General features: G+C 42.6%; 9 protein-coding genes. 1 reads left to right on the top strand and 8 read right to left on the bottom strand.

Going from position 1 to position 5954, the window contains the following annotated elements; all coding sequences use genetic code 11:
* From LKD41_RS15250 to LKD41_RS15225, 6 genes are all read right to left on the bottom strand, one after another.
* Positions 1 to 200 (bottom strand): ATP-binding cassette domain-containing protein (locus LKD41_RS15250; protein ID WP_227701649.1); only part of this gene is annotated, 200 nt, incomplete at its 3' end.
* Between the two features lie 5 nt (positions 201 to 205).
* A complete protein-coding gene (locus tag LKD41_RS15245; RefSeq protein WP_227701648.1) occupies positions 206 to 466 on the bottom strand; it encodes a hypothetical protein in 261 nt (86 codons plus the stop codon).
* A 167-nt stretch (positions 467 to 633) separates the two neighbouring features.
* Positions 634 to 1665: a sensor histidine kinase gene (locus tag LKD41_RS15240; protein WP_227701647.1), complete on the bottom strand. Its 1032-nt coding sequence runs from the start codon at positions 1663 to 1665 to the stop codon at positions 634 to 636.
* Positions 1662 to 2354: a response regulator transcription factor gene (locus LKD41_RS15235; protein WP_035394423.1), complete on the bottom strand. Its 693-nt coding sequence runs from the start codon at positions 2352 to 2354 to the stop codon at positions 1662 to 1664. Before LKD41_RS15235 ends, LKD41_RS15240 begins: the two co-directional genes overlap by 4 nt.
* Positions 2355 to 2565: 211 nt before the next feature.
* On the bottom strand, positions 2566 to 2703 hold the full coding sequence (locus tag LKD41_RS15230; protein ID WP_118173557.1) for a helix-turn-helix domain-containing protein: 138 nt from the start codon (positions 2701 to 2703) through the stop codon (positions 2566 to 2568).
* Between the two features lie 150 nt (positions 2704 to 2853).
* Positions 2854 to 3399, bottom strand: a complete 546-nt coding sequence (locus LKD41_RS15225) for a flavodoxin family protein (protein ID WP_227701646.1) — start codon at positions 3397 to 3399, stop codon at positions 2854 to 2856.
* 326 nt (positions 3400 to 3725) lie between these two features.
* Between LKD41_RS15225 and LKD41_RS15220 the strand changes: the two genes are divergently transcribed.
* Positions 3726 to 3965 carry a DUF6061 family protein gene (locus LKD41_RS15220; RefSeq protein ID WP_008115692.1) on the top strand — a complete coding sequence of 80 codons (240 nt, stop codon included), beginning with the start codon at positions 3726 to 3728 and terminating at the stop codon, positions 3963 to 3965.
* Positions 3966 to 4335: 370 nt separating this feature from the next.
* Here LKD41_RS15220 and LKD41_RS15215 read toward each other — a convergent pair whose 3' ends face one another.
* Together LKD41_RS15215 and LKD41_RS15210 are read right to left on the bottom strand one after the other, a co-directional pair.
* Complete coding sequence (locus LKD41_RS15215; RefSeq protein WP_008115691.1) at positions 4336 to 4962, bottom strand: DUF3879 family protein; 627 nt, start codon at positions 4960 to 4962, stop codon at positions 4336 to 4338.
* A 258-nt stretch (positions 4963 to 5220) separates the two neighbouring features.
* The gene (locus tag LKD41_RS15210; RefSeq protein WP_055264414.1) at positions 5221 to 5853 is read right to left on the bottom strand and encodes a hypothetical protein; all 633 of its coding nucleotides are present in this window, start codon (positions 5851 to 5853) and stop codon (positions 5221 to 5223) included.
* Between the last annotated feature and the right edge of the window lie 101 nt (positions 5854 to 5954).

Genomic DNA, 5954 nt, shown 5'->3' with positions numbered 1-5954 from the left:
CGGACAATCACATTGCCGGAAGTAGGGGTGTCCAGCCCGCCCATCATGTGAAGCAGGGTGGACTTGCCGCTGCCGGAAGTTCCCACAATGGCCACAAACTCGCCGTCCTCCACGGAGAAGTTCACGCCGTCAAGGGCGCGGGTGATGTTCGGCTCTGTACCGTAATACTTTTTCAGGTCGATAGTCTGTAAAATTCTCATAAAATTCAATCCTTTCTTTGTTTGTTGTAAATGCGGAACGCTGCTGCGCCGGTGGCCGCCAACTGTACCAGAATCAGCACAGCGAACAGTCCGAAGCTCTCATAGTAGAACAGTTCATCCCAAAACAGGAGAACATCACAGAGAGCAGTCAAGGCAACCACCCAGCGGATGTGCCGGGCCAGCCATTGCCGGAACACCAGCACAAGGGCAACGGGCGGGACGATCAGTAGCGCCAGATTCAAAATCAAGGTCGAGGTCAGTTCCATTGCGTCGCCTCCTTGTTTTTGTTGATAAGGTCATTGTAAAACCCAAATGTCCGCGAAATGTTACAGCGGCCAAAAAATTTCATTGAAAATCGGGAGGAAATGTTACAACGCTCGGACATTTCAAAAAAATTTACGGCGGGCAGCCGGAAATGGCCGTCCGCCGTGTTCTATTTTGTCGGCAGCATAATGGAAAATTCCGAACCCTTGCCCGGCTCTGAAACCACTTTGATATAGCCGCCCTGCCTCGTTACGATCTCGCGGGCCAGATACAGGCCAATGCCCACGCCCTGCTGTTCGTGTACTTCTTCCTCACGATAGAAGCGCCGGAAGATGGCGGCCTGATTGCTTTCGGAAATTCCCTTGCCGGTGTCGGTCACTTTGATCTCCACATACATTTCCCACAGCACCACCGACACAGCAATTTTCCTGCCTGACGGGGTGTACTTCACCGCATTGTCCAGCAGGTTAAAGAGGGCTTCGGATGTCCACTTGCTGTCATGGGAAACGGTCAAATCCTCCGGGCAGTCCACGGACACGGCGATTTCCTTTTTCTCCGCTGCATACACGATCCCACTCATGGCCTGTGCCACAGTATCAAAAAGACGGCCCGGCTTCTTATCCAACTGGATCACGCCCGTTTCCAGCCGGGAGGTTTTCACAAGGGCCTGAAAGAGAAAGTCCAGCTTATCCGTCTGGCTGCGGATTCCCCGGATAAAGTCGGTGCGCTCCGCCTCGATCATAGGCTTTTCCAGCAGCGTGTCCGTCGCCATTTTCAGATTGCTTACCGGCGTTTTCACCTGATGGGAAATATCTGATACAAGGGTCTGTAACTCCTGCCGTTCCTCGTCCACAAGACGGCGGTTCTCCTGCATGATCTGGTAAAGCCTTGCCAGCCGGTGTCCGATTCTGGCAAGCTGGGTTTCGCTGTCCTCTGGGCGTTTTGGCGCTTCATTCCCGGCGATCATATGGTCTAAGGTCTGGCACAGGTCGGCGGTAAACTGCGACAGCCGCTTTCCAAACGCCTGCGTCAGTACAAAAATCCCCACAAGGGCACACAGCAGCAGCGCCCCGCCCGTCAGCAGCACCGCCGTCTGTTTTGTTACCAAAAACAGGGCTATGGTGATCCCGGACATGGAGAGGACAAGCCCTATTGCCACCCGGCCAAACAGCCGCTTTACCGAGAGGTTCTTAACCTTCATTTTGCCTCGCCTCCCGTCCATTGATAACCCATGCCGTAAACGGTCTTGATGTAGGGCGCGCCGCCGTCGGATTCGATCTTGCTGCGAATCCGGCTGATGGAGGTTGTCAAGGTGTGTTCGTCTACAAACCTCTCGTCTATATCCCACAGCTTTTCCAAAAGCTGCCCACGGGTCAGCACTTGCCGGGGATTTTTGCGGAACAGGTTCAGCATTTTATACTCCATCGGGGATAGAGTCAGGGGCTTGCCGTTTAAGGAAGCCGTCTGCTCTGAGAAGTCCAGAAACAGCCGCCCATCGTCGTAAATATCCTTGGCTGGTTTGTGGTGTTCCAGCATGGCGAACATGGCTTTGATTTTCCGCTGCAAGGCCCCGATCACAAAGGGCTTTGTGATGTAGTCCACCGCGCCCACTTCATATCCCCGTATCTGATCGCTCTCCTGATCGTTGGCGGTCAGGAATATTACGATGGTGTCCGGGTGCTGGGGCTTTATCAGCTTGCATAGCTCAAAACCGTTGCCGTCCGGCAGGTTGATGTCCAGCAGCACTAAATCAAATTCCCGCTGGCGGATGGCTTCGGCTGCGGTTCTGGCATTTAGGGCAGAAGTCACGCCGTAGCCGTCTGCGGTCAGGTTATAGTCTAACATCTTATTCAAAAAACTGTCGTCCTCGACAATTAAAATCTGCTCCATATTCTCACTTCCTTTGCTTTTTGCAGATAGTATAACAGGCAAATGTCCGAGAATTGTTACAAGGACAAATATATTTATCATTTTACAGCTTTTTTATGTGTACTGCAATTTTATAAAAGAAAGGACAGCAGTATCATCAAATTGCTGTCCTTGCGGTTTATTATAGCTGGTAGTGTATAAGCGTGGGTTCATCATATTTGGTGTGGTATCTTTAACTATGGGAAACTCCGCGCTCCCATTTCGAAACTGCTTTGTCTGAAATATGAAGCTGTTCTGCAAGCTGCATTTGTGTCCAGCCTTTCTTTTTCCGAAGGTTTCTGATATATTCGCCTGTTTTTTCTTTATCCATACCCATCCTCGTCCGTTTGCCGGACTTCTTCTCCTCCCTGATATTTTGATACCTTTATTCTATATGAATTTCGATATTTTTGCACTCTACTCCTGGTTTAGTACATATAAAAATGCAGGAATCAAGGTTTTTCCTCTCTTCCTGCATTGCTTACTTTTTGATTATCTCACAGAATTTTTTTATTTCATCCTGCCTATTTGCTAAATTTTCTTTATATTCTATTCCACATAATCCTAATTTTCCGCAAGCTTCAATTTCCAAATGTCCGTAAAAATGTTCTATACTACTTATAATTCTTTCGCATTCTGGCATACTAGGACCTGTTCTTAAAGCAATCGTATATCCCATTTTTCCACTTTGCAGGCTTGCATGCGGTTCATGTGTATTGCACCAAGGTGTACATCTATCTATAAACACTTTAAATTGTCCTGGAATATCCGCCCAGTAAGACGGGGAAACTGAAACAATTTTATCCGCCCAATCATATATTTCCATTAATTTCACTACATCATCTTTTTGGAAACATTCCGCTGTTTCATGACATTTACGGCAGCCTTTACACATCTTTATTTCAAAATCATCAATACATACCGTTTTTACAATATTGTCCTCCTCCACATATTCTTTAACAAGATCGACAATTTCTGCAGTAGCTCCATTTCTGACAGGACTACAGTTTATCACTAATATTTTCATATTTCCTCCACAATCTCACTGAAACTCATCAATTTCCGATTGAGATTTCACCTGTTTTAGGGAATTTAATAACTGTTATATTTTGTTATTAAATTCTCTGCAAACCCTTGAAAACACTGGATTTATCGCAGGTGAGCTTTCCCTTATTGTTTCCCTTGTGTTATATCGTCCCGTCAGCGTTTACGAACTCTGATAAGGGCAAATACAAGGGCAAGAAAAATCTATAAAACAGTATAACACAAAATAAAAGTGACATGGTGAACTGATTGAAATGCTTCTGATTTTTGTAACAAATGACTGATTGAATGATAAGGAGATTCTATACGATGAGAACAATATTTGCAGAATACAATCCACACAGAAACAGCATTGATATTTATACTTCTGCTGGTTATATGCTCCGCATTGACTGTTGGGAAGCCGAAAAGGATTTAAAAACCACACCCGGATCAGACTGTGCATTGAACGCACTTGCCATTGATAAACCGCTTGAATATGCAAAATTATATCTTGATGAAACAATGCAGATATGGGTAGATGCAGAAGATTCATTAGAACTATGGTGATTTTTTCAACAGCACTAAGGTTACTTTTTCCCAATCTCATTTATTGAGAATCGTCTTTTTACCGTGCATATATATTCAATATCTTTTTATCTATTATAATGAAATCAAGGGCTGGTCTAATGCCAGCCCTACAAAAATGAAAATTCACATAGAAAATAAATTTACAATTTTTCCGATATAAACCTGTTATCAACAAATACAAACATAATTTATATTATCGTATCTATTGATATGATATGTATTTCAAAGAGTTACCAGAAGTTTTTGAAAACTTTTCCCTTGTGATATTATCTAAAGCTCCTAATTTTATACTTTTCCCATGATGGAGCAGCTTATTTGACCGTATCTCTAGCACCAAAGATGTTGTATTCTATACTGATACATCAATAGAATTGCGAACTAACCTATTACCATTTTTGACAAGCGTAGATTCCACTGATTCTCTTGTAACGTTATCAAGAATGCTTGTATCAAACTTTTGTCCCGGCTTCCAATTTGGATTAGCCGATTTCACTGCTGCATACATAGCAGCTCTATACTGTCCTTCGTATTGCTCTAAAGTCCATGTACCACTTAAACGTTTGTCTTTACTTACGCTTAACTGATAATCCTTAAAAATATCTGAACGCTTAGTTGTATCACCATTTGAAATACCGTTTTCCTTAATAAATTCCCTCTTCACATTATCAAACATCTTTTGACGATATTCCTCGGATACACTCGTGAGCTGCTGCCATGATGTACCTTTTCCGGTAACATCCATTCCCGCCACTCCATTTGCATTCAGTAAATCGCCATCCGAATCAAATTGCTTCATCAGATTCTTAATAATGGTATCTCTTCCACCGAATGTTTCATATATCAATCTTTCTTCTGCTGACATCATGGCTTCATTTTGCATAATACCAGATAACCAGCCTTTTTCTTTCAAAGCCTTATATTGTTTACTATTTGTGTTGATACCATTATAGGTATTGCCTAATCCGCTGATATTCATTGACATATAAAACCTCCTTGTAAATAAATTCAAAATCCGTTTAGAATTAACTCAATGCTATATAGTATATATCGTCATAAATCTCCAAGAAATAAGTTTCACTGTTAAGTGCCCTCTTGATTATACAGGTGGTTGTTGCGTGTTCTTCGTTCCTCTTTGGATAACTTTTGACGCAACCTCTTTTCCAAGTTCTCAAACTGGCGGATTTTCTTCTTTCCATCCTCAATCTCGGCTGTCCCTTGTGGGTGTCAATCAAAATTATTTTTCTTGGTCTGCGTCAACCGTTCCAACACCGTCATCAGTATATAGCTCGGCTGGAATTGAATTGACAGCAAGTTGTTTTTCTGGCGGTATCGAATTATACCACTCAAGCCATTCAAGGGTTTCTTCGGATAAGTCCGATTTGTTAAATAACTGTCCTTCAAATTCAACCGTTTCATTTTCAGCATCTTCCATATGACTATATAAGAAATATTTACCATCAATTAAAACCACAATATTATTTTCATATTGATATACTTTAGCACCTACAATATCGTCATTGGCTTGGAAATTCTCTTTTGGCTCTTGCGATGAGCTAACTTTGCTTTCGATTTCCCCTAAATAAGTGAACTGGCTTTCTTTATCTGTAAAATCGAGTTGACTATCCGTATATTGATACAACTTGTTATTTACATAAACCATAGGAGCCAAATCTCCAGAAATAGGGGGATTAGAGCCATTAAGTAAACGCGGAATTGTAACTACGCAAATTATAAGGCAAAGACAGGCTGCCATAATTCCCCACTTTATCCATATAGGCTTTTTCATTTTCGTTTTGTAGTTGAGTGCTTCATCAACATATTTTGTATCAAGCTCGCTCATAGCGTCAGAAAATTTCTTTGCGTTCATACGAATACCTCTCTTTCAATCAAGGGTAGTGTCAAAAGACTACCTCTTTTTTGTTCTAAAACCTTTATTTTAGGGAGTTTGCAAACAAAAAGAGCAATCCC

The organism is Roseburia sp. CLA-AA-H209 (assembly GCF_020687575.1).
Lineage (GTDB): Bacteria > Bacillota > Clostridia > Lachnospirales > Lachnospiraceae > Roseburia_C > Roseburia_C amylophila.
This window is presented reverse-complemented; position numbering and strand designations above follow the sequence as displayed.